The sequence below is a fragment of the Enterobacter sp. RHBSTW-01064 genome, assembly GCF_014103035.1.
GTDB classification, from domain to species: domain Bacteria; phylum Pseudomonadota; class Gammaproteobacteria; order Enterobacterales; family Enterobacteriaceae; genus Enterobacter; species Enterobacter mori.
Genome location: NZ_JABXOU010000001.1, coordinates 137,644 through 160,565, shown reverse-complemented (window position 1 = coordinate 160,565; position 22,922 = coordinate 137,644). Strand labels below are relative to the sequence as shown.

The window sequence follows — 22,922 nt, the reverse complement described above, 5'->3', positions numbered from 1 at the left end:
AGAGAATACTGTGACCGCTTTTTCTACCCTGAACGTTCTGCCTGCTGCCCAACTCGATAACCTTAACGAGTTGGGATACCTCACTATGACCCCTGTACAGGCGGCTGCGCTGCCGGCCATCCTGGAAGGCCGTGACGTACGCGTGCAGGCAAAAACCGGCAGTGGGAAAACGGCTGCATTTGGTCTCGGGCTGCTGCAGCATATTGATGCGGCGTTATTCCAGACGCAGTCGCTGATTCTGTGTCCGACCCGCGAACTGGCGGACCAGGTCGCCGGAGAGTTGCGCCGTCTGGCACGTTTTCTGCCGAACACCAAAATTCTAACCCTCTGTGGCGGGCAACCTTTTGGCGCACAGCGTGATTCTCTGCAGCATGCGCCGCACATTATTGTTGCCACGCCGGGACGCCTGCTCGATCACCTGCAAAAAGGGACGGTTTCGCTTGATGCCCTGCAGACGCTGGTGATGGATGAAGCCGATCGTATGCTCGACATGGGCTTTAGCGATGCCATTGATGAGGTGATCCGCTTTGCGCCGCAGGATCGTCAGACGCTGTTGTTCTCCGCGACCTGGCCTGAAGCCATCGCGGCAATCAGTGGTCGTGTGCAGAAGAATCCGTTGACCATTGAAATTGATAGCGTTGACGCTCTGCCCGCCATCGAACAGCAGTTCTTTGAAACGTCGCAGCATGGCAAAATCTCGCTGCTGCAAAAGCTGCTGAGCCAGCATCAGCCTTTGTCCTGCGTGGTGTTTTGCAACACTAAAAAGGATTGTCAGTCGGTCTGCGATGCCCTGAATGCCGCTGGTCAAAGCGCACTGTCGCTACATGGGGATTTGGAGCAGCGCGACCGCGATCAGACGCTGGTGCGTTTTGCTAACGGCAGTGCGCGCGTTTTGGTCGCGACCGACGTTGCCGCCCGCGGTCTGGACATTAAATCGCTCGAGCTGGTAGTTAACTTTGAACTGGCCTGGGATCCCGAGGTACACGTCCATCGTATTGGTCGTACAGCGCGTGCGGGCAACAGCGGTCTCGCCATCAGCTTCTGTGCGCCGGAAGAGGCGCAGCGCGCCAATATCCTTTCTGAAATGCTGCAGATTAAACTGAACTGGGTGAATGCCCCGGGCAATATCAGCATTGTCCCGCTGGATGCTGAAATGGCGACGCTGTGTATCGACGGCGGCAAAAAAGCCAAGATGCGTCCGGGTGATGTGTTAGGGGCGCTGACTGGAGATATCGGTCTGGACGGGGCGGATATCGGAAAGATTGCGGTTCATCCGGCACACGTTTACGTGGCGGTTCGCCAGTCGGTGGCGCATAAAGCCTGGAAGCAGCTGCAAAACGGTAAAATTAAAGGCAAAGCCTGCCGCGTTCGTCTGCTGAAGTAACGGAAAAAAGCGTCTCAGATATCTCTCTGAGACGCTTCGTTTTATTTCACTTCCAGCACATTCAAACGCAGTTCTTCTAACTGACTGTCATCTTCTTCCGGCTGCCAGCCCGCAGGCTGCATTGGGATCTCTTCCCGGTCAAACGCCAGATCGCCACCGTTAACCACTTCTGATTCGTGGTTTATGCCTTTGAAGTCGAATAACTCTACATCCGCGAGATGGGAAGGGACGACGTTCTGCATCGCGCTGAACATGGTTTCGATCCGACCCGGATAACGTTTGTCCCAGTCGCGCAGCATGTCACCAATCACCTGACGCTGTAGGTTCGGCTGCGAGCCGCAGAGATTACATGGAATGATCGGGAAACCTTTAGCCTGTGAAAAACGCTCAATGTCTTTTTCACGGCAGTAGGCGAGGGGGCGGATCACAATGTGCTTGCCGTCATCGCTCATTAGCTTAGGCGGCATGCCTTTCATCTTGCCGCCGTAGAACATGTTCAGGAACAGCGTTTGCAGGATATCGTCGCGGTGATGTCCGAGCGCAATTTTGGTCGCACCCAGCTCCGTCGCGGTACGGTAGAGGATCCCGCGGCGTAAGCGAGAGCACAGCGAGCAGGTCGTTTTCCCTTCCGGGATCTTCTCTTTAACAATGCCGTAGGTGTTTTCTTCGACGATTTTGTACTCAACACCCAGATTTTCAAGATACTCTGGCAAAATGTGCTCAGGGAAGCCTGGCTGTTTCTGGTCGAGATTGACCGCCACCAGGGAAAAATTCACCGGTGCGCTTTGCTGAAGATTACGCAAGATCTCCAGCATGGTGTAGCTGTCTTTACCCCCTGACAGACAAACCATGATGCGGTCGCCTTCTTCAATCATGTTGAAGTCCGCAATGGCTTCGCCCACGTTACGGCGCAAACGCTTTTGCAGCTTGTTCAGGTTGTATTGTTCTTTTTTGTTAATTTCTTGATTTTGTTGCATTTATTTGTTACTCGAATCTTAAGTCGGGCACCGGTAGGGTATAACGATGACGATTACCCTTTGAGCAATTTTGTGCCTCGTCTGACGGGTAAAAAAGACGGGTTAGCGCCTGCAGTGAAAAACCAGCATGCGAAAGTGTGCCGTGTATGGTACGGATTGTTGCGACGAATGCCAGCATGTTTTACGGAATAATAGCATCAACCTGATACATTCACGTTATCGCGTATAATGCGGCATCTGAATACGCTCAACATTCCCGTGGTCACTGCTATGACGCTCAATCGTTTTTGTTATCTGCTTCTGTTTTCCGCTGCGACTGGCAGCTTTTTTACTTCGAATCCTCTTGTCATGTGGTTCGTGCTCATCAATGTGCTGACGATGGCGATATATGGCGCGGATAAAATAGCGGCGCGAAAGGGCATGCGCAGAGTCCCGGAAGCCACTTTGCTGGCGTTTGGGGTGACAGGCGGTTGGCCTGGCGCCATTCTGGGTCAACAACTGTTTCGCCATAAAACGCAAAAGCAGCCCTTTAAAACCTACTTTATGCTAAGTGTCATCCTGAGCATCGCAGCGATGGCGGCGGTTTATCACTTCTCTGCGTTATGAGCGTCGGTTGGCGTAACAAACACGCTTTTTACTGTATTCCTGCTACGCTTTTCTGTTGTACAAGGGAGCGCGATCATGAAGAACAAAGAAGAACAAACAGGATTGGTTGGGTTGGCGATTGGGGCCGCCGTTATTGGGCTGGTTTCAGCGCAGAAGCCGATCAACCGTGAAAGTATCGTTGACGAACTGGTCAGACTCGGCAGACAGAAGGGCGATGGCGTTGAAGACGAGGTATTCGTCAAAGCCGCTGAGCTGGTCAGAAAAGGCTTATAGCGATGTTTTGAGCCCGCAGATAGCTGCGGGCTCGTAGGATTAGAACTGGTAAACCAGGCCTAATGCAACAACATCGTCAGTGCTGATGCCGTTATTTTTGTAGAAGCTGTCGTCTTCGTCCAGCAGGTTGATTTTATAATCAACATAGGTGGACATGTTTTTGTTGAAATAGTAGGTGGCACCTACGTCAGCATATTTAACCAGGTCCTGATCGCCCTGACCGTTGCCCAGATCTTTACCTTTGGACTGCAGGTAAGAAATCGCCGGACGCAGACCAAAGTCGAACTGATATTGCGCGGTGACTTCAAAGTTCTGCGTTTTGTTAGCCACATTACCTTCGTTATCACCGTATGGTGTCATATTGCGGGTTTCGGAATACATTGCCGCCAGGTAGATATTATTGGCATCGTATTTCAGGCCAGCAGTCCATGCATCTGCTTTATCGCCGCCTGCGGTCGTACGTGTCACCTGATCGTTGGTACGGTCAGAAGAGGCGTAAGCCGCACCTGCACTGATGCCCATGCCGAAATCATAGGTGGTAGAAATACCGAAACCGTCGCCGTTCTCATGGCGCGTATCACGACCGTTGTTGGTCCCTTCCTGATTGTTATTGCCGGATTCGTTTTTGCCCTGGTATTGCAGCGCAAAGTTCAGACCCTGCACCAGGCCGTAAAAGTCGGTATTACGGTAGGTTGCCACGCCGTTTGCACGGCCGGTCATAAAGTTATCGGCGTAGGTGTATGAGTCGCCACCGAATTCTGGCAGCATATCTGTCCAGCCTTCCACGTCGTACAGCACACCGTAGTTACGGCCATAATCAAATGAACCGTAATCACCCACTTTCACACCCGCGAACGCCAGACGCGTCCAGGACTGGTTATCAGACCCTTCGGTGTTGTTAGCCTGAACGTTGTATTCCCACTGCGCGTAGCCGGTCATCAGGTTGTTGATTTGGGTTTCGCCTTTGAAGCCCAGACGCATATAGGTTTGATCGCCATCTTTTGACGCATCGTCAGAGAAGTAGTGGAGACCATCTACTTTTCCGTACAGATCTAATTTGTTGCCGTCTTTATTATAAATTTCTGCTGCATGTGCTGCGCCTGCCATTAACAGCGCAGGAATCATGAGGGCCAGTACTTTTCTTTGCATAGTGATATTCCTTTGCAATCATTTTTATTTAATTACCAGATGAACTTTCCACACAGGAAAGATGTCTCATGCTAAATCACTCCCAATGAGGAGTCGTAATTATATTTGTTACATTTTAAGTAAATACTCAACTAAATAATACCGTTGAAATCTTGATAGATTTCATGAATGTATTAACCGAAAATATACAAAACTAAAATTATTAATTGCGCGGGAGAAAAGGTAAGATCGTCGTCGTTATATGCCTTTAAGATTTCTTCATCCATAATTGATGTGAATATTATTTAGTTAACTAAATAGTCTTCTCTGATTCTCTGGATTAGCCCGGTGTGAATACATCGGGCTTTTTTTATGACAAATAAATGCCCGGACGAGCCGGGCGGGTAGAGTTATTCGCTGGTTGATTTATCCGCCTTCCCTGCCATCTGTGCCAGGAAGTCATAGCGTTTTTGCAGATCCGCGGCGGCATCTTTCCAGAGCTGTTCTGCTACTTCAGGCTGTTGCGCGTTGAGGCGGCGGAAGCGCTGCTCCTGCATAAGCGTCTCGGCAAGAGCGTCAGATGGCGGACGTGAATCCAGCGCCAGCGGCAGTTTGCCTTCATCAGCACGGCGTGGGTCGAACCGATACAACGGCCAGAAGCCGGTTGCTGTGAGTTGACGCATCTGATCGTGGCTGAGAGCCAGATCGTAGCCGTGCTCCTCGCAAGGGCTGTAGGCAATGATCAGCGATGGGCCAGGGTAGGCTTCCGCTTCCTGAATCGCTTTCACGGTCTGATTAAGCTGCGCACCCAGTGAAATCTGCGCGACATAAACGTGGCCGTACATCATCATGCTGACGCCGAGATCTTTACGCGCTTTGCGTTTACCGTGCTCACCAAATTTGGTGACGGCGCCTAACGGTGTCGCTTTAGACGCCTGACCGCCCGTGTTGGAATAACACTGCGTATCGAGCACCAGAATATTAACGTTTTCAGTCAGACTCAGTACATGGTCAAGCCCGCCGAAGCCAATATCGTAGGCCCAGCCGTCGCCCCCGATCAGCCAGATAGATTTCTCAACCAGCGCATCAGCATCCGTCAACAACTGTTCCGCACCCTCAACGCCCTGCAGCGCGTTGCGCAGTTCAGCGACCTGCTCGCGCCGCACGTCCGGCGTGGCTTCCGAGTGAAGTGCATCATTCAGTTCTGCAGGGATTTTATCGGCAAACTGCTCCAGCAGACGCATCACGCGCGCGCGGTGCTGATCGACGGTCAGACGGAAGCCAAGACCAAACTCGGCGTTATCTTCAAACAGCGAGTTTGCCCATGCCGGGCCGCGACCGTTAGCGTCAGTAGTGTATGGCGTGGAAGGGAGGTTTCCACCGTAAATAGACGAACAGCCGGTGGCGTTAGCGATCAGCATTCTGTCGCCGTAAAGCTGCGTAAGCAGTTTGATATACGGTGTTTCTCCGCAGCCAGAGCAGGCACCCGAGTATTCGAACAGCGGAGTAATCAGCTGTGAGGTGCGAATATCAATACGTTCCAGCTTGCTGCGATCGATTTCCGGCAGGTTCAGGAAGAAGTCATAATTCACTTTCTCCTCTTCAACATGTTCCAGACGCGACATCATATTGATGGCTTTGATGTCCGGGTTTTGACGATCTTTCGCCGGGCACACTTCGACGCACAGGTTACAGCCGGTACAGTCTTCAGGTGCGACCTGCAGAACGTATTTCTGTCCGCGCATGTCGCGTGATTTCACATCCAGCGAGTGCAGGCTGGCCGGCGCGGTTTCCATCTCTTCAGAAGAAACCACCTTGGCACGGATGGCCGAGTGAGGGCAGGCCGCCACGCAGTGGTTGCACTGGGTACACAGTTCTTCTTTCCAGATCGGGATCGCTTCGGCGATGTTGCGTTTTTCCCAACGGGTGGTGCCCATTGGCCAGGTGCCGTCCGGCGGCAGCGCCGAGACGGGCAGGGCGTCGCCCAGGCCGGCCAGCATCGCCGCCGTTACGGTTTTCACGAAATCCGGCGCCGCGTCGGACACCACCGGAGGACGGTTCGGGCTGGCTGCGTTCACCTGCTGCAGCGGTACCTCAAACAGCGATTCGCGCGCCAGCGCCAGCGCCTGCCAGTTGCGCTCGACGAGCTCCTGGCCTTTACTGCTGTAGCTTTTGGCTACCGCACCCTGCAGCTCCATCAGCGCACTGTCGCCCGGCAGGATGTTGGTCAGATGGAAGAAGGCCATCTGCATCACGGTGTTGATACGTGCCGCCAGGCCACATTCGCGGGCAATTTTGGCGGCGTTAATCACAAAGAGGCGGGCTTTTTTCTGGTTCAGCACCGCCTGCACTTCCTGCGGCAGCCGCGCCCAGACTTCATCAACGCTGTACGGAGTGTTAATCAGGAAAATACCGCCAGGTTTCAGGCGCTCCGCCATCTGGTATTTGTCGATAAACTGCAGCTGGTGGCAGCCTACAAAATCTGCCTGAGAAATAAGGTAAGCCGAGCGAATAGGGTGTTCGCTGACGCGCAGGTGGGAAACGGTCAGCCCGCCCGCTTTTTTGGAGTCATAGACGAAATACCCCTGGGCATACCACGGCGTCGAATTGCCGATGATTTTGATGTTGTTTTTGGTGGCTGAGACACTACCGTCGCTGCCCAGACCATAGAACAGCGCCTCGAGTTTGGCGGTCGAGGGCAGGGTGTTTTCCGGCAACGACAGGGACAGGTTAGTCACATCATCATAAATGCCGACCGTAAAACGCGGTTTTGGCTTCGCTGCATTCAGCTCGTTAAAGACTGCCAGCACGCAGTCCGGGCCAAACTCTTTGGATGACAAGCCATAGCGCCCGCCAATAACGCGCGGCAGCATTTCGCGTTCGCCGCTATTAAACGCTTCCGCCAGGGCCGTCATCACGTCCAGATAGAGCGGTTCCGCGTGCGCACCCGGTTCTTTGGTACGGTCAAGAACGGCAACGGATCGCGCGCTTTCCGGAAGCGCTGAGAGCAAATGTTTAGCTGAGAACGGACGATAAAGCCGCACTTTCAGCACGCCGACCTTTTCGCCGCGCGTCAGCAGTTCATCCACCACTTCTTCACAAGTGCCGATGGCTGAGCCCATCAGCACGATCACGCGTTCCGCCTGCGGATGGCCATAATATTCGAACGGTTTGTACTCCCGTCCGGTGGCGGTGGCGAACGCATTCATCGCCTGTTCAACATGGTCGTAAACCTCGTCGTACCACGGGTTGGTCGCTTCGCGAGACTGGAAATAGGTATCCGGGTTTGCAGAGGTTCCGCGAATCACAGGATGTTCCGGATTGAGGGCGCGAGCACGGTGCGCATCGATCTCAGCCTGTGGCAGAAGATTGAGGATCGTATCGTCAGCCAGCGGAACGATTTTGTTGATTTCGTGAGATGTGCGGAACCCATCAAAGAAATGAATAAACGGCACGCGGCTTTTCAGCGTCGCGATATGCGAAATCAGCGCGAAGTCCTGTGCCTCCTGGACGCTGCTGGCGCACAGCATGGCGCAGCCCGTCTGACGGACCGCCATCACGTCTGAGTGATCGCCAAAGATGGAGAGGGCGTGAGTCGCGACCGTACGGGCAGCGACATGCAGCACAAATGGCGTCAACTGTCCGGCTAATTTGTATAACGTCGGGATCATCAGCAGCAATCCCTGAGAGGAGGTAAACGACGTGGACAAGGCGCCTGTCTGAAGCGCACCGTGCACCGCGGCAATTGCGCCCGCTTCGGACTGCATTTCAACCACGCGTGGGACATCCCCCCAGACGTTTTTTACCCCGTTTCCGGCCCAGGCATCCGCCTGTTCAGCCATCGTGGAACTTGGCGTAATCGGGTAGATGGCGATAACTTCGCTGGTACGGAACGCAACTGACGCGACTGCACCATTACCGTCAATAGTTTGCATAAGACGACACCCTTACATTGCGCAAAAAGAGGGGCCTGTATAACGGCAACAAGCCCTGATAATTATTCTTTTATTTTAGCAAAGCTCAGGTTTTGCGATTTTCGCTTTTGTGTCCTCGATATTCCCGGCATCAATGAGTAGATCAAACTTTTGCCGGAAAAATTGCGAGAAATTGTTTCCGGAGCGCATAAATACGCACATCCACTCTCGACGATGCGGCGCCGCGTGCCTATTATGCATAGGTTTGTCATTATTCATGGGGGAGAGAACATGCGTTCAGCGTTTTGGGTAGGGTGTGCCGCGTTATTGTTGTCGGCATGTAGTAGTGAACCTGTTCAGCAGGCAACGGCGGCGCACGTTACGCCAGGTATGAGAGCCGCGATGTCAAGCTCCGGCCAGGCCAACTGCGCGATGATTGGGGGTTCGTTATCGGTTGCTCGCCAGCTCGATGGGTCTGCGATTGGTATGTGCGCGTTGCCAAATGGCAAGCGCTGCAGTGAACAGTCGCTTGCCGCGGGATCTTGCGGTAACTACTGATTACTCAACGCGTTTAAACATCAGCGTTTTTTCGGCTGTCGCCAGCGTTAACTGGTCTTCAGTCAGGTCGACCTGTGCGCCCTTGCGCAGCATGTCGCCGATGGCCTGATCCAGTTCGTTAAGCTGTGGGTCAGTGCACAGTTTCCGGGTCATCGCCAGCGTTTTGACGGTCAGCGCGCCTTCGGACAATTTCCCCTGTCCGTTATAGCTGTTACACATCACGCCTGAGACAGTGATGTTTTTAATCAGGCTGATATCTGACAGCGCGCTAAAGCTTATTTCAGGCTGCGTTGCCGTTTTGGTGATGGCTTTACCATCGACGTTTTCCAGCACAAAACGGTGGTTTTGAAGCTGCTCCGGCTGAACGGACGCTTTACCCGGGTTAACGCAGCCCGCCAGGGCCAGGCTCAGAAAAGTTACTGCAACGAGCTTTTTCATTTTTCTTCTCTAAATATCAATGCTGTGAATCTATTCCAAGTGTAACCATACGCCCGTGCGAGTTAATGGGGTTTATCTGAAAGTGCGAGAAGAGGCCGGGCAACAGCGCGGTGCCCGGCACGAGGTGTTAGTGAGATTTAAATCCCGCCGCCGTCATCAGCATGCGGAAGAACATACTTACGGCGGCCAGCGCCAGGACGCTACCGCCCCAGATGATGGCCAGCCACATCAGACGTTTCCAGACAGGTTGTTGCATCAGTGATAACCCTCCCCATGCTGAACTTTTCCGCGAAATACGTAGTAGCTCCAGAAGGTGTAGACCAGAATGATGGGAATGATCAACAGTGCGCCCACTAACATAAAGCCCTGACTCTGCGGTGGTGCGGCGGCCTGCCATAAGGTAATAGACGGCGGGATGATGTGCGGCCAGATGCTGATCCCAAGACCGCTGAATCCGAGGAAAATCAACCCCAGCGTCAGCACAAACGGCAGATTATGGCTATCAGGATCCTTCAGGCTTCGCCACTGCCACAGGCTCAGGATCGCCACCAGCACAGGGACGGGCAGCAGATAAAACAGATTCGGCAGAGTAAACCAGCGCGCGGCGACAGCCGGTTGCGCCAAAGGTGTCCAGATACTGATTGCCGCAATGAATAGCAGAAGGACGATTAACAGCGTTTTTGAAACCTCACGCATCCGCTGTTGCAGGGCATTTTCGCTTTTCATCACCAGCCATGTGGAGCCTAACAGGGCATAGGCTATGACCAGACCTGCGCCACAGAACAGGTTAAAGGCAGTGAACCAGTCAAAGGGTCCGCCGCTGTACGCGCGTCCGGTAACGGAGAAACCGTTAATCACAGCGCCGACCGTCACGCCCTGGGTGAACGTTGCCAGTATCGAGCCACCAATAAAGGCTTTATCCCAGAACGGACGGTGTGCCGGTGTGGCTTTGAAGCGAAACTCAAACGCCACGCCCCGGAAAATAAGTCCGATCAGCATTAATGTCAGCGGAATGGTCAGCGCGTCGATGATGACCGCGTAAGCCAACGGGAAGGCACCAAACAAGGCCGCGCCGCCAAGCACCAGCCAGGTTTCGTTCCCGTCCCACACCGGCGCTACGCTGTTGACCATCACATCGCGATCGTCGCCGTTCTGCGTCGCGGGGAACAGGATGCCAATTCCCAGATCAAATCCATCCATCACGATGTACATTAACGTGGCGAATACGATGATCACAAACCAGATAAGGGAGAGATCGATTCCCATTATGGTTTCTCCTTACGTTCAGTGATAACGGCGGAAAGGGGACGAGCGGGTCGACCATCAGCTTCAGTGGCAAATGACTCATGAGGCTGAGGACCTTTTTTGATCAGGCGTACCATATAGCTATAACCCACGCCAAACACCGAGGTATAAACCACGAAGAAGGCCAGCAGGCTGACGCTCATATGCAGATCGCCGTGCGCGGAAACCGCATCTTTCGTGCGCTGCAGTCCATAGACCACCCACGGCTGGCGGCCCACTTCCGTGGTAACCCATCCGGCAAGGATGGCAATCAATCCGGATGGCCCCATAAACAGGGCAAACCACAGGAAGGGACGAGAGGTATACAGCCGTTTTTTGTAGCGCAGCCAGACCGCAGCCACTCCCAGCAGCAGCATCAACATGCCCAGGCCTGCCATAATGCGGAACGACCAGAAGACGATGGTGGCGTTAGGCCGGTCTTCTTTCGGAAACTCCTTGAGCGCGGGAACCTGTTTTTCCAGACTGTGGGTCAGGATCAGGCTGCCCAGCGCCGGGATCTCCAGCCCAAAGCGGGTGCGCTCCTGCTCCATGTCCGGCCAGCCGAACAGCAGCAGCGGCGTGGGTTCACCCGGCGGGTTTTCCCAGTGGCCTTCAATGGCGGCAATTTTGGCGGGCTGGTACTTTAAGGTGTTCAGCCCGTGCATATCACCCACCATCGCCTGTATGGGGGCCACAATCAGGGTCATCCATAATGCCATGGAGAACATGGCGCGAATGGCAGGCGTCCTGTTACCGCGCAGCAGGTGCCAGGCGGCAGATGCACCAACAAACAGCGCGCTACTGAGGAAGGCGGCTATCGACATATGCAGCAGGCGGTACGGGAAAGAGGGGTTAAATACCACGGCAAACCAGTCTACCGGTACGACCTGACCGTTGACGATCTCATAGCCTTGCGGGGTCTGCATCCAGCTGTTGGAGGAGAGGATCCAGAAGGTCGATATAATCGTCCCCAGCGCCACCATACAGGTTGCAAAGAAGTGCAGACCCGGACCGACTTTGTTCCAGCCAAACAGCATCACGCCAAGGAAACCGGCCTCAAGGAAGAAAGCGGTGAGCACTTCATAGGTCAGCAGCGGGCCGGTAATACTGCCCGCAAACTGTGAAAATCCACTCCAGTTAGTGCCAAACTGGTAGGCCATGACCAGCCCGGAGACCACGCCCATACCAAAGTTAACGGCGAAGATCTTCGACCAGAAATGGTACAGCGAGCGCCAGACGGGATTTTTTGTTTTGAGCCACAGCCCTTCGAGTACAGCAAGATAGCTTGCCAGGCCGATGGTGATTGCCGGGAAAATAATGTGAAAGGATACGGTAAAGGCAAACTGTATCCGCGCAAGGTGAAAAGCATCCAAACCAAACATGCAAAACTCCGCGATGTAATTATGTCGATGCCATTCTAAGCCGCGCCAGCGCTGGGTTGCAGAAACAGACCTGGCTTAATTACCCATAACAGTTTGCCTTGCGTATAACCTGATGTGCTTAACGCCCACTTTCAGCAGCCAACCTCGCCCGGGCAATTGCTCCAGCATTAAATATCGGATGCTCGTAGTTATCGGTGACATCACGGACTCTGTATATTTTCCATGTGCCCGATTCCCGGCGGGCAAATACCTCAAGTTCTATTTTTCCTCCATTTTCTACGCCAATCCACACGGGCAAAACTTCACCCCCCATGAAAGTCGTAGCGGGGCCGACGGTTAGCGCCGGTACCCATGCTGGATCATAATCTTGTGCGTAAGTGAAGTAATCTGACTCCAGCAAATCTTGCTCGGGTATTGATTCTATTTGCTCAATTCTCGAGAGCGTATCGGCAGAGACATACTCCCGCAGATCAGCGTTCGAGAATTCTCTTTCGCTACTGGTCAAAGACATGAGATAGAGTGAATAGAATGAACGCACCCGGGTCGTCACGCCACTATCGTGCTTAACAGAGCAAGCAGAAAGCCAGCATGCGCATAATACAATTGCGATTCGCATCAGTTCATCCTGTAGATTTTGTAAGCCGGGTGAGAAGCACGATAACCCGGCCCCGGATACATACTGCTCTGGCGGAAATCGGAAATCCATTGTGTTCCATCATACATAGTCATGTGGCCGCTGGCGCTTCCTCCCGGGTAAGGCTGGATCACTGCGACATCACCACTTCGCAACACAGAACCCGAGGGAACTTCACGAAACCCCGCGCGAAGTAAAGAGGGTCCATAGTCTTTTGCGTTTCGTGTTCTCTCCAGCCGTATACCGCCAGCTTCTATAGCTTCCCGCGTAAATGTCGCACATTCGTGATGCGAGTGGCCGAGAGCGCGTGACCGAAGATGTGAAAGAGCAACGTCTTTATTCCAACTCATTCTTAGTTCCTTCATGCAAAGTTAGAACGAAATTCCTACGTGATGAGGATAACTATCAGGTTCTTTACCCTATTTTTAATACGCCCTGGCTTGGGAGAGAGGTAGGCAAAAGATGTTATATAAAATATCTATATTTCATGTGGTTATGCTGTGGTGTGTAGGAGGTGCCCACCCCAATATTTGAATCCGTAATGTGCAAAGACGGAATAAAAACCATTTTTTTATGAATTTTACGCATTAAACCGCTTGCCTTGTCGTCTGCGTCGTGCGTTAATGGTCTTCTGGTTTTGAGTCCAAATAAATATCTGACGTAGTTTTATAAAGCAGTTCTCATCACGTTGTGCCTCTCCGCAGCCTCTCTTGGGTCTTTATCTACTTTCCGATTAGTTTTGTTTAAAACCATTATTGCCTGATCGGCTCATGAGTAATTTACGTTTTTACGTTTACAGGAGAATCCTATGACTTCTTATATCCATTTTCGCTGCCCATGCTGTCATGGCTCGCAGTACCGTACTTCAGTTTTTGATGTGTCTGAGAAAAATCCTCACGGCGCGAAATGCATTTTTTGCAAATCGTCGATGGTTACGCTCGATCACCTGGCCGCAGCACGTTCTGCCCAGAGCCATATCACTGAGTACCGCAAGTAATTAACAACGCTTTCCATAACAGTTAGCAAAATCTTCTCTTTTTCTCCTGCTGATATACACTGTCGGCAATAAGGAGAATCTGATGAAAAAATACCAGCGTCTGGCGCAACAAATTATCTCGCAGATTGAGCTTGGCGTATGGCTGCCGGGCGATAAGCTGCCTTCGCTGCGAGAGCAGGTGGCGAGCAGCGGCATGAGTTTCATGACCGTGGGCCACGCGTATCAGATGCTGGAAAGCCAGGGGCGCATTGTCGCCAGACCGCAATCGGGCTATTACGTTGCCTCGCGCCCGACTGCGCAACAGCCTGCTCCTCCGGCTCAGGTGATGCGCGATGAAGTGGTCGACATCAACACCTATATCTTCGACGTGCTGCAGGCCAGCCGCGATCCCTCCGTCGTCCCGTTTGCTTCCGCATTTCCCGATCCGCGCCTCTTTCCGCTTCAGCAGCTTAACCGCTCGCTGGCGAACGTCAGTAAAACCGCCACCGCGATGAGCGTGATTGAAAACCTGCCGCCGGGTAACGTCGATCTACGCCACGCCATTGCCCGCCGCTACGCGCAGCAGGGGATGAACATCTCACCTGAAGAGATTGTCATTACCGCAGGCGCGCTTGAGGCGCTGAACCTTAGCCTGCAGGCCGTCACCGAACCCGGTGACTGGGTGATCGTTGAAAATCCCTGTTTTTATGGTGCTCTCCAGGCGCTTGAACGCCTGAAGCTGAAGGCGCTATCGATAGCGACCGACGTGCGCGAGGGGATCGACCTGAATGCCCTTGAACAGGCCCTGAATGATTATCCGGTAAAAGCCTGCTGGCTAATGACCAACAGTCAAAACCCGCTTGGCTTCACGCTGAGTGCGGAGAAAAAGGCGCTGCTGGTGGCGCTGCTAACGAAGCATAACGTCACCCTGATTGAGGACGACGTCTACAGCGAACTCTATTTTGGCCGTGAAAAACCGCTTCCGGCCAAGGCCTGGGACAGGCAGGACATGACGCTGCACTGCTCCTCATTTTCAAAATGTCTGGTGGCCGGTTTTCGCATCGGATGGGTCGCGGCGGGAAAGCATGCGCGCCGCATTCAGCAACTGCAGCTCATGAGCACCTTATCCACCAGCTCACCCATGCAGCTGGCGCTGGTGGATTATCTGGCGACAAAACGGTATGACGCCCATCTTCGCCGCCTGCGACGCACGCTGGCCGAGCGCAAACAGCAGGGGTGGCAGTCGCTTTTGCGCCATATGCCTGCTGGCGTCAAAATCCATCACAACGACAGCGGCTATTTTTTATGGCTGGAGCTTCCGGCGCAGCTGGATGCCGGGCTGCTGAGCGAGAAAGCGTTAGTCCACCACATCAGCATCGCGCCAGGTAAGATGTTTTCAACGTCAGACAGCTGGACACCGTTTTTCCGGTTTAATACCTCCTGGGCGTGGGGTGAACGGGAAGAACAGGCTGTTATTCAGTTGGGAAAATTAATTAGCGAGATGCTGGAATAAATCGCGTAGTCGGCTTTTAAATAATCCTTCCTTATCTTTATGACGGCGCTGCGAATATCCTTCAGCGCCGCATCATAGGAAATCTGCATACTCCCTTCCTCTGCTAACTCCTTGTCTATAATCCAGTTAACGGGGAATGCGCCCTCGGTCACACCTTGATGAAATTTCCTTTAGCCGAAAGGTGCGGCGCATTTGCGCGGTCTACGTTTAATTAAGGAGATATTTTTACGGCAAGGCTGCCGCTAAATTTCATTGCGACTGGAGTAAATCTAATGAGCAAAAATTTTGCCCGCAGCAGCCTGTATGCGCTTGGCATGACAATCATGACCGCGCAAGCCGCCGAGCCGCCGAAGGCCATCGGTAACGGGGAAGGACGACTGGATATTATTGCCTGGCCGGGGTACATCGAACGCGGTCAGACGGATAAAAATTATGACTGGGTGACCCAGTTTGAAAAAGAGACCGGGTGTACCGTCAACGTCAAAACGGCGGCCACATCCGACGAGATGGTCAGCCTGATGGCGAAAGGGGGATATGACCTGGTCACGGCCTCCGGTGACGCCTCGCTGCGCCTGATCATGGGGAAACGCGTTCAGCCGATTAACCCCGATCTCATCCCCAACTGGAAAACCCTCGACGCACGGATTGTGAAAGGGGAATGGTTTAACGTTGACGGCAAAGTCTACGGCACGCCGTATCAGTGGGGGCCAAACCTGCTGATGTACAACACCAAAACTTTCCCGACGCCGCCGGACAGCTGGAGCGTGGTATTCACCAAACAGAATTTGCCTGACGGTAAAACCAACCAGGGACGCGTGCAGGCGTACGACGGCCCGATTTATATCGCTGATGCCGCGCTGTTTGTCAAAGCCACTCAACCGCAATTAGGTATTAAAGACCCGTACCAGCTCACCGAAGAACAGTACGCCGCCGTGCTCAAGGTGCTGCGCGATCAGCACGCGCTTATCCACCGCTACTGGCATGACACCACCGTTCAGATGAGCGACTTTAAAAATGAAGGCGTGGTGGCCTCCAGCGCCTGGCCATATCAGGCGAATGCCCTGAAGGCAGAGAACCAGCCCATTGCCACCGTCTTCCCGAAAGAAGGGGTGACCGGCTGGGCGGACACCACCATGCTGCACGCGCAGGCAAAACACCCAATGTGCGCCTACAAATGGATGAACTGGTCGCTGACGCCAAAAGTGCAGGGCGATCTGGCGGCCTGGTTTGGCTCGCTGCCGGTGGTCGCGGAAGGCTGTAAGGCCAGCGCGCTGCTCGGTGATAAAGGCTGCGAAACCAACGGTTATAACGAGTTCGAAAAAATCATGTTCTGGAAAACGCCGATTGCGGAAGGGGGGAAATTTGTCCCTTACAGCCGCTGGACGCAGGATTACATTGCCATCATGGGCGGTCGTTGAACGTCCGGGAGCAGAACATGACGTACGCAGTAGAGTTTAATGACGTTTCCCGTCTGTACGGCGACGTACGAGCGGTGGATGGGGTGACTATTGGCATTCGTGACGGGGAGTTTTTCTCCATGCTGGGGCCGTCGGGCTCCGGCAAAACGACCTGCCTGCGCCTGATTGCCGGTTTTGAACAGCTGAGCGGCGGCGCGATAAAAATCTTCGGCAAAGAAGCCAGCGAATTGCCGCCCTGGGAGCGCGACGTCAACACCGTCTTTCAGGACTACGCGCTGTTTCCGCACATGTCGATCCTCGACAACGTAGCGTACGGGCTGATGGTTAAAGGTGTCGACAAGAAAAAACGCTACGCGCTGGCCGGTCAGGCGCTGGAGAAGGTCGGCCTGAGCTTTGCCGTCGCGCGTAAGCCTTCACAGCTCTCCGGCGGCCAGCGTCAGCGCGTGGCGATTGCCCGCGCGCTGGTGAACGAACCCCGCGTGCTGCTGCTGGACGAACCGCTAGGCGCGCTCGATCTTAAACTGCGCGAACAAATGCAGTTCGAGCTGAAAAAGCTTCAGCAGGAGCTGGGCATTACCTTTATTTTCGTCACCCACGATCAGGGAGAAGCCCTGTCCATGTCGGATCGGGTGGCCGTCTTCAACAACGGGCGTATCGAGCAGGTTGATACCCCGCGCGAACTTTACATGCGTCCTCGCACGCCGTTTGTCGCCAGTTTTGTTGGCACCGCTAACGTTTTTGATACCGCATTGGCCCGCCAGGTCTGTGGGATGGAGGGGATGTATTCGCTGCGCCCGGAACATATTCGTCTCAATGGGGGCGGTGACGTTCAGGTGCAGGGCGTGGTACAGGCGGTACAGTATCAGGGCGCGGCCACGCGCTTCGAGCTGCGTCTGGCTGACGGTGCGAAACTGCTGGTCAGCCAGGCGAACCTTACCGGAGGCGCGCTCCCGGCAGGGATTTCGCCCGGACAGCAGGTGCTGGCCTCGTGGTCACGCGAGGCCATGGTGTTGCTTCATGAGGAGAGGTGAAATGGACATGAGCGTTTCACCCACGCCCGCGCCGCACGGTAGGTTAAGCCGTATTACCGCCTTGTTCTGGCGTAAACCGTCGCTCGGCCTGTTCCTGCTCTTTCTCGCGCCGCTGATGTGGTTTGGCATCGTCTATTTGGGTTCGCTTCTGACGCTGCTGTGGCAGGGTTTCTATACGTTCGACGACTTCACCATGTCGGTGACGCCCGATCTCACCTTTGCGAACGTTCAGGCACTTTTCAACCCGGCAAACTACGACATCATCTTGCGCACGCTGGTGATGGCTCTTGCGGTCACTGTCGCCAGCGCGATCCTCGCGTTTCCGATGGCGTGGTATATGGCGCGTTATACCCGCGGTAAGTGGAAAGCCTTTTTCTACATCGCGGTGATGCTACCCATGTGGGCGAGTTATATCGTTAAGGCTTACGCCTGGACGCTGCTGCTGGCGAAAGATGGGGTGGCACAGTGGTTTCTCAGCCATTTGGGGCTTGAGCCGCTCCTGATTTCTCTGCTTACGCTTCCGGCGATTGGCGGTAACACATTGTCGACATCAGGGCTGGGCCGCTTTCTGGTCTTCGTCTATATCTGGCTGCCGTTTATGATCCTACCCGTGCAGGCGGCGCTGGAGAGGTTACCCGCTTCTCTGCTACAGGCGTCTGCCGATCTGGGCGCGCGTCCGCGCCAAACCTTCCGCTACGTGGTTCTGCCGCTGGCTATTCCGGGGATTGCGGCAGGATCAATATTTACCTTCTCGCTGACGCTCGGGGATTTTATCGTGCCGCAGCTGGTGGGGCCGCCGGGATATTTCATCGGAAACATGGTCTACGCCCAGCAGGGGGCCATTGGGAATATGCCCATGGCTGCCGCATTCACGCTGGTTCCGATTGTGCTGATCTCGCTTTATCTGGCGTTCGTGAAACGCCTGGGAGCATTCGATGCACTCTGATCGCGCACCGTTGTTCCTGAAAGTGGCCGCGTGGGGCGGGGTCATCTTCCTCCACTTCCCGCTGCTGATTATCGCGATCTATGCGTTCAATACCGAGGACGCGGCTTTCAGCTTCCCGCCGCAGGGGCTAACGCTCAAGTGGTTCAGCGTGGCGGCAGGGCGTGGAGATATTCTTGAATCAGTGACGTTGTCACTTAAAATCGCCAGCTTATCAACCGGCATTGCACTCGTGCTTGGCACGCTTGCTGCAGCGGCACTGTGGCGCAGCGAGTTCTTTGGTAAAAATGCGATCTCTCTGCTGCTGCTGTTGCCGATTGCCCTGCCGGGGATTATCACCGGCCTGGCGCTGCTGACGGCATTCAAAACCATCAACCTTGAGCCGGGATTTTTCACCATCGTTGTAGGACACGCCACCTTCTGCGTGGTGGTGGTTTTCAACAACGTGATTGCCCGGTTCCGGCGCACGTCCTGGAGTCTGGTGGAAGCGTCGATGGATTTAGGTGCAGACGGCTGGCAAACCTTTCGCTATGTGGTGCTGCCTAACCTGGGCTCGGCGCTGCTGGCCGGAGGGATGCTGGCGTTTGCGCTGTCGTTTGACGAAATTATCGTGACGACATTTACGGCGGGACACGAGCGCACGTTACCGCTGTGGTTGCTCAACCAGCTCGGTCGTCCGCGTGACGTACCGGTCACCAACGTTGTTGCACTGCTGGTGATGCTGGTCACAACCATCCCCATTCTGGGAGCCTGGTGGCTAACCCGCGACGGCGAAAACGGTGCCGAAAGCGGGAAATAACATTGATTTCAACAGGACAATGCTATGCAAAAACTACTGCTGATTAATGGTGAACTGGTGGCCGGTGAAGGGGAAACGCAGCCGGTCTACAACCCTGCCACCGGCGACGTACTGCTGGATATTGCTGAAGCGTCAGCGGCGCAGGTCGATGCGGCCGTTCAGGCTGCGGATCGCGCGTTTACGGAGTGGGGGCAAACGACGCCTAAAACCCGCGCCGAGTGTTTGCTGAAGCTGGCTGATGCCATTGAAGCGCATGCTGAAGCGTTCGCCCGGCTCGAATCCCTAAATTGTGGAAAGCCTCTGCACTGCGCGCTGGGGGACGAAATCCCGGCGGTGGTCGATGTGTTTCGCTTCTTTGCGGGCGCGGCGCGCTGCCTGAATGGACTGGCCGCCGGCGAGTATCTTGAAGGGCATACATCAATGATCCGCCGCGATCCGGTCGGCGTCGTCGCGTCCATTGCGCCGTGGAACTACCCGCTGATGATGGCTGCCTGGAAGCTGGCCCCCGCGCTGGCGGCAGGCAACTGCGTGGTGATTAAACCTTCTGAAATCACCCCGTTGACGGCCTTAAAGTTGGCCGAGCTGGCCAGAGACATCTTCCCGGCAGGCGTACTTAACGTTCTCTTTGGGCGCGGTAAAACCGTCGGCGACCCGCTCACCGGGCATGAAAAAGTTCGCATGGTCTCACTCACCGGGTCGATTGCCACGGGAGAGCATATTATCAGCCATACGGCTTCCTCAATTAAGCGCACCCATATGGAGCTGGGCGGTAAAGCACCGGTGATTGTTTTTGACGATGCCGATCTGGACGCCGTGGTGGAAGGCGTGCGCACGTTCGGTTTCTACAACGCCGGACAAGATTGCACCGCCGCCTGCCGTATCTATGCTCAGAAGGGCATTTACGCCGCGCTGGTTGAGAAGCTTGGGGCCGCCGTCGCCAGCCTGAAAATGGGGGCGCCGGAGGACGAGTCGACAGAACTTGGCCCGCTCAGCTCTGCCGCACACCTGTCACGCGTGTGCAACGCGGTTGACGAGGCAAAAGCGCTGAGCCATATCCGCGTGGTGACCGGCGGGAGTAAACACGACGGGGCGGGCTACTACTTCCAGCCAACCCTGCTGGCCGGGGCGAAGCAAGAAGATGCAATTGTTCAACGCGAGGTGTTTGGTCCGGTGGTCAGCGTGACGGAATTTGACGACGAAGCGCAGGTACTTGCCTGGGCCAACGATTCGCAATATGGCCTGGCGTCGTCGGTCTGGACCAAAGACGTGGGCCGCGCCCATCGCCTGAGCGCGCGCCTGCAGTATGGCTGCACCTGGGTGAATACCCATTTTATGCTGGTGAGTGAAATGCCGCACGGCGGCATGAAATTATCCGGCTACGGCAAAGATATGTCGGTCTACGGGCTTGAGGATTATACGGTTGTCCGGCATGTGATGATAAAACACTAAAAACCATGCCCGGCGGCCAGTATCGCCGGGCGTTTTATTTACCAGCCACATACCTCGTGCTCATTTTCCGTATCGTAAGCGCGGACGGTATTCACCAAATCTTTCACCACGTCTGCGGCGACGTCGGGGATAAGCAACTCCATTGGTGCGTCAGTTTCATAATCCACCGAGACGCCGTTGCTGTTGTTGGTCACGGTCACGGTGTACGTTGCTTTACTCACGACGTTACTCCTTATATGTATTAACAACTTTCCCGATACCTGCGCCCTGAAGCGTAACGTCAGGATCGGCAAAAAAGTCGATATTGAAATAGGTATCGTCGGTCAACAGCTCAATGCGATGCCATTTTTCCGGCGGTGAGATGCCAAACGAACCAGCCTCGATCACCTGTTCCAAATCCGGTTCTGTTGCGTCTGCATCCGGGAAGCCAAAATAGCGCACCGCGCCCTGCATCACGGACAAACGGCCGTAGACGCTGGCTTTCGTATTATGATGGGTGAAAAGGGCTTTTGGCGCGGTGTCTTTATCCCAGAAGGGCGTGGAGCGGGTATGCACAAAATTCTCAGGAATACGTAGCATAATGATTTCCTATTAACTAAAAGCCACTTAAAGCGACCTCAGTACCTCGGGTTCGACGAAAAAATCGATGTTGAACAGCGTGTCATCGGACATGACCTCGATGTGATGCCATTTCTCCGGCGGAAAAACACCGAAGTGCCCGGCCTTGATAATCAATGTGCTGTCAGGCTCGGGCGTCAGTTCATCGGCGTAGCCTAAGTAGCGTACGGCGCCTTGCATAACGGAAAGGCGCGGATAAACGCCCGGACGGGTACCCGTGTCGAGATGACGCTGAAAGATCCCGGCAGGGGCGGTGTCTCGATTCCAGAAAGGGGTGGAACGGGTATGAATACAACTCTGCGGAATGCGTAGCATTTTGCCTCCCATGAATGTCTGCCTTTATTAGACGCCTTTCAAAAACAGAGGATTTGTCAAAAAGTGCATTTAAGATGCGTGTTATAGGTAAGGAGTATTGCCTGCTCTCCCTGTTTGTTACGCAAGATACTCAGTTGTTATTATCCATAAATTTTAAGTGGTTATTCTGTAACGAAAAAACTTGATCTGTATCAACATATGACGCATATTGCGTGCGGTTATTTTTTCGGCTCTGGAATACAGAATGACGTTGTATCAAAAGATGTTGGTTTTTTACGCAATCATGGCTTCTCTCTGCGCATTAATTACCTGGTTCCTCTCCAAAGACCGCAAACGTATCCGCCTGCTCAGCGCTTTTCTGGTGGGCTCAACGTGGCCAATGAGCTTTCCCGTTGCGCTGCTGATCTCGCTTTTCTGAAGCACGCTTCCATTTTTAAACGATGAACATGGCATTCCAGATACGATAACTGTATAAATACACAGTGCATCGTAAAAGGAGTGCTTATGAACAGTTTTTACTCGCAGCAGGCCGGTTGCACCGTGCGCTGGCATGACTTGCCCGGTACCGGCGATCCCGTGGTGTTCATTCACGGGCTGGGCTGCGCCTCTTCCTATGAATATCCCCGTGTCGTTCATGACCCGCTGTTTGGCGCGCGCAGAGCGATTCTCATCGATTTGCCCGGCAGCGGCTACAGCGATAAGTCTGAGCACTACAGCTATAAAACTACCGACCAGGCGTACGTTGTGGCGGAACTGATTGATCACCTTAAACTGGATGCCTTCTGGTTATACGGCCACAGCATGGGCGGCAGCATTGCTATCGAAACGGCGGGGCTGCTGGCAACGCGCGTGAAGGGACTGATGGTCTCAGAACCCAATTTTCATGCGGGTGGGGGAATGTTCAGCCGGTCAATTGCCGCACAAACCGAGCAACAGTTTCTGACGCAGGGTTATGACGCCATGCTGAGCGCGGAAACGACGGCGTGGGCGGGTTGCCTGAAAAGCAATGCTCCTTATGCCGTCTGGCGGGGCGCGTCGAGCCTCGTGCACGGTGTTGAACCTGACTGGGCAACGCAATTCCTGTCGCTTGCCTGTCCGGTTACGTTGATTTTCGGCGAGCAGTCGCTGCCTGATGACGACGTGGAGAATCTGAAGCAGAAGGGCGTTGAGGTGAAAATCATCCCTGCGGCGGGGCACTCAATGTCGTGGGAAAATCCCTCTGCGCTGGCGCAGACGCTAGCCGGTTGTATGGTGGTGTGATAATGGCCCGCACTGCTGCGGG

The 22,922-nt window shown here is 54.3% G+C and carries 25 protein-coding genes and 1 pseudogene; 13 read left to right on the top strand and 13 right to left on the bottom strand.

Translation table 11 applies throughout. The features are described 5' to 3' along the window. The first annotated feature begins 10 nt into the window (after positions 1-10). The gene (gene dbpA, locus HV355_RS00725) at positions 11-1,384 is read left to right on the top strand and encodes an ATP-dependent RNA helicase DbpA (protein ID WP_182400677.1); all 1,374 of its coding nucleotides are present in this window, start codon (positions 11-13) and stop codon (positions 1,382-1,384) included. Positions 1,385-1,425: 41 nt separating this feature from the next. On the opposite strand, the gene ttcA is transcribed toward dbpA, so the two are convergent. Continuing rightward, the gene (gene ttcA, locus HV355_RS00720; RefSeq protein WP_126816245.1) at positions 1,426-2,361 is read right to left on the bottom strand and encodes a tRNA 2-thiocytidine(32) synthetase TtcA; all 936 of its coding nucleotides are present in this window, start codon (positions 2,359-2,361) and stop codon (positions 1,426-1,428) included. A gap of 89 nt (positions 2,362-2,450) precedes the next feature. Then, positions 2,451-2,546, bottom strand: a pseudogene (locus HV355_RS24070) (hypothetical protein); the annotation flags it as partial. Between the two features lie 85 nt (positions 2,547-2,631). Between HV355_RS24070 and HV355_RS00715 the strand changes: the two are divergent. Both HV355_RS00715 and HV355_RS00710 read left to right on the top strand, forming a co-directional pair. Continuing rightward, positions 2,632-2,967, top strand: coding sequence for a DUF1294 domain-containing protein (locus tag HV355_RS00715; RefSeq protein ID WP_182400676.1), 336 nt, complete (start codon positions 2,632-2,634; stop codon positions 2,965-2,967). Positions 2,968-3,042: 75 nt separating this feature from the next. Further along, positions 3,043-3,240, top strand: a complete 198-nt coding sequence (locus HV355_RS00710; protein WP_010431559.1) for a hypothetical protein — start codon at positions 3,043-3,045, stop codon at positions 3,238-3,240. 39 nt (positions 3,241-3,279) lie between these two features. On the opposite strand, the gene ompC is transcribed toward HV355_RS00710, so the two are convergent. Then, positions 3,280-4,389: a porin OmpC gene (ompC, locus tag HV355_RS00705; protein ID WP_148400778.1), complete on the bottom strand. Its 1,110-nt coding sequence runs from the start codon at positions 4,387-4,389 to the stop codon at positions 3,280-3,282. 389 nt (positions 4,390-4,778) lie between these two features. Beyond that, positions 4,779-8,303 (bottom strand): pyruvate:ferredoxin (flavodoxin) oxidoreductase, encoded by a 3,525-nt coding sequence (nifJ, locus tag HV355_RS00700; protein ID WP_182400675.1) that lies wholly within the window; start codon positions 8,301-8,303, stop codon positions 4,779-4,781. Between the two features lie 270 nt (positions 8,304-8,573). Here nifJ and HV355_RS00695 point away from each other — a divergent pair, with 270 nt between their 5' ends. Beyond that, positions 8,574-8,840, top strand: coding sequence for a DUF333 domain-containing protein (locus HV355_RS00695; protein ID WP_174339628.1), 267 nt, complete (start codon positions 8,574-8,576; stop codon positions 8,838-8,840). Here the strand turns inward: HV355_RS00695 and hslJ are convergent, their stop codons facing one another. The 6 genes from hslJ to HV355_RS00665 all read right to left on the bottom strand — a co-directional run bounded on the left by hslJ (position 8,841) and on the right by HV355_RS00665 (position 12,928). After that, positions 8,841-9,278 (bottom strand): heat shock protein HslJ, encoded by a 438-nt coding sequence (gene hslJ, locus HV355_RS00690; protein WP_010431549.1) that lies wholly within the window; start codon positions 9,276-9,278, stop codon positions 8,841-8,843. Between the two features lie 127 nt (positions 9,279-9,405). Continuing rightward, positions 9,406-9,534 (bottom strand): DUF2474 domain-containing protein, encoded by a 129-nt coding sequence (locus HV355_RS00685; RefSeq protein ID WP_032666970.1) that lies wholly within the window; start codon positions 9,532-9,534, stop codon positions 9,406-9,408. Continuing rightward, positions 9,534-10,544, bottom strand: a complete 1,011-nt coding sequence (gene cydB / locus HV355_RS00680; protein ID WP_120158248.1) for a cytochrome d ubiquinol oxidase subunit II — start codon at positions 10,542-10,544, stop codon at positions 9,534-9,536. The genes HV355_RS00685 and cydB overlap by 1 nt, the downstream gene beginning before the upstream one ends. Continuing rightward, positions 10,544-11,944, bottom strand: coding sequence for a cytochrome ubiquinol oxidase subunit I (locus tag HV355_RS00675; protein WP_120158247.1), 1,401 nt, complete (start codon positions 11,942-11,944; stop codon positions 10,544-10,546). The genes cydB and HV355_RS00675 overlap by 1 nt, the downstream gene beginning before the upstream one ends. Before the next feature lie 118 nt (positions 11,945-12,062). Then, positions 12,063-12,560, bottom strand: a complete 498-nt coding sequence (locus HV355_RS00670) for a YbjP/YqhG family protein (protein ID WP_108417361.1) — start codon at positions 12,558-12,560, stop codon at positions 12,063-12,065. Continuing rightward, on the bottom strand, positions 12,560-12,928 hold the full coding sequence (locus HV355_RS00665; RefSeq protein ID WP_108417362.1) for an NlpC/P60 family protein: 369 nt from the start codon (positions 12,926-12,928) through the stop codon (positions 12,560-12,562). Before HV355_RS00665 ends, HV355_RS00670 begins: the two co-directional genes overlap by 1 nt. Before the next feature lie 458 nt (positions 12,929-13,386). Between HV355_RS00665 and HV355_RS00660 the strand changes: the two genes are divergently transcribed. From HV355_RS00660 to patD, 7 genes are all read left to right on the top strand, one after another. After that, positions 13,387-13,575, top strand: a complete 189-nt coding sequence (locus HV355_RS00660) for a hypothetical protein (protein WP_052302284.1) — start codon at positions 13,387-13,389, stop codon at positions 13,573-13,575. 82 nt (positions 13,576-13,657) lie between these two features. After that, positions 13,658-15,067: a PLP-dependent aminotransferase family protein gene (locus HV355_RS00655; RefSeq protein WP_010431538.1), complete on the top strand. Its 1,410-nt coding sequence runs from the start codon at positions 13,658-13,660 to the stop codon at positions 15,065-15,067. Positions 15,068-15,339: 272 nt separating this feature from the next. After that, positions 15,340-16,485 carry a putative ABC transporter substrate-binding protein YdcS gene (ydcS, locus tag HV355_RS00650; protein ID WP_182400674.1) on the top strand — a complete coding sequence of 382 codons (1,146 nt, stop codon included), beginning with the start codon at positions 15,340-15,342 and terminating at the stop codon, positions 16,483-16,485. Positions 16,486-16,502: 17 nt separating this feature from the next. Then, complete coding sequence (locus tag HV355_RS00645) at positions 16,503-17,516, top strand: ABC transporter ATP-binding protein (protein WP_182400673.1); 1,014 nt, start codon at positions 16,503-16,505, stop codon at positions 17,514-17,516. 1 nt (position 17,517) lies between these two features. After that, a complete protein-coding gene (locus tag HV355_RS00640; protein WP_182400672.1) occupies positions 17,518-18,462 on the top strand; it encodes an ABC transporter permease in 945 nt (314 codons plus the stop codon). Next, complete coding sequence (locus tag HV355_RS00635) at positions 18,452-19,258, top strand: ABC transporter permease (protein ID WP_042716209.1); 807 nt, start codon at positions 18,452-18,454, stop codon at positions 19,256-19,258. Before HV355_RS00640 ends, HV355_RS00635 begins: the two co-directional genes overlap by 11 nt. 24 nt (positions 19,259-19,282) lie before the next feature. After that, positions 19,283-20,707 (top strand): aminobutyraldehyde dehydrogenase, encoded by a 1,425-nt coding sequence (gene patD, locus HV355_RS00630; protein ID WP_182400671.1) that lies wholly within the window; start codon positions 19,283-19,285, stop codon positions 20,705-20,707. A gap of 38 nt (positions 20,708-20,745) precedes the next feature. Here the strand turns inward: patD and HV355_RS00625 are convergent, their stop codons facing one another. Genes HV355_RS00625 through HV355_RS00615 form a run of 3 tightly spaced genes read right to left on the bottom strand, consistent with a single transcriptional unit; the run spans position 20,746 to position 21,640 of the window. Further along, positions 20,746-20,928 (bottom strand): DUF1869 domain-containing protein, encoded by a 183-nt coding sequence (locus HV355_RS00625; protein ID WP_010431529.1) that lies wholly within the window; start codon positions 20,926-20,928, stop codon positions 20,746-20,748. Between the two features lie 4 nt (positions 20,929-20,932). After that, complete coding sequence (locus HV355_RS00620; RefSeq protein WP_108417365.1) at positions 20,933-21,286, bottom strand: DUF1971 domain-containing protein; 354 nt, start codon at positions 21,284-21,286, stop codon at positions 20,933-20,935. A 27-nt stretch (positions 21,287-21,313) separates the two neighbouring features. After that, positions 21,314-21,640 carry a DUF1971 domain-containing protein gene (locus HV355_RS00615; protein WP_108417515.1) on the bottom strand — a complete coding sequence of 109 codons (327 nt, stop codon included), beginning with the start codon at positions 21,638-21,640 and terminating at the stop codon, positions 21,314-21,316. 244 nt (positions 21,641-21,884) lie between these two features. On the opposite strand from HV355_RS00615, the gene HV355_RS00610 reads away from it, so the two are divergent. Both HV355_RS00610 and HV355_RS00605 read left to right on the top strand, forming a co-directional pair. Beyond that, on the top strand, positions 21,885-22,058 hold the full coding sequence (locus tag HV355_RS00610) for a GhoT/OrtT family toxin (RefSeq protein WP_042716204.1): 174 nt from the start codon (positions 21,885-21,887) through the stop codon (positions 22,056-22,058). Positions 22,059-22,144: 86 nt separating this feature from the next. Further along, positions 22,145-22,900, top strand: coding sequence for an alpha/beta hydrolase (locus tag HV355_RS00605; RefSeq protein WP_182400670.1), 756 nt, complete (start codon positions 22,145-22,147; stop codon positions 22,898-22,900). Positions 22,901-22,922: the final 22 nt, after the last annotated feature.